Genomic DNA, 388 nt, shown 5'->3' with positions numbered 1-388 from the left:
CCCTGCACAATATTCCGGAAGGACTGGCGGTTGCCGGACCGGTGTATGCCGCCACCGGCTCGCGCAGCAAAGCGGTGCTCTGGGCCGGGCTTTCCGGCATGGCGGAAATTTTGGGCGGCGTGCTGGCGTGGTTGATTCTGGGGAGCCTGGTCTCGCCGCTGGTGATGGGCGCGATCATGGCTGCCGTCGCCGGGATTATGGTGGCGCTGTCGGTCGATGAACTGATGCCGCTGGCGAAAGAGATCGATCCGCAAAGCAATCCAAGCTACGGCGTCCTGTGCGGGATGTCGGTCATGGGGCTGAGCCTGGTGGTACTCCAGACGATGGGCATCGGTTAAAGCGCAGAAACAACACAGCCCACTAACAAGTGGGCTGTGCTCGGGCATAG

At 62.4% G+C, this 388-nt stretch carries 1 protein-coding gene; it reads left to right on the top strand.

Annotated features, from left to right (window positions below; genetic code table 11):
- On the top strand, positions 1–338 hold a 338-nt coding region (locus tag I6F20_RS37700; protein WP_225131623.1), incomplete at its 5' end, for a ZIP family metal transporter.
- Positions 339–388: the final 50 nt, after the last annotated feature.

Origin of the sequence: Bradyrhizobium sp. IC3123 (assembly GCF_020193625.1) — a bacterium.
GTDB classification, from domain to species: Bacteria; Pseudomonadota; Alphaproteobacteria; order Rhizobiales; family Xanthobacteraceae; genus Bradyrhizobium; species Bradyrhizobium yuanmingense.
Note: the sequence above shows the minus strand (reverse complement) of the source record. Positions and strands in the feature narration are given on the sequence as shown.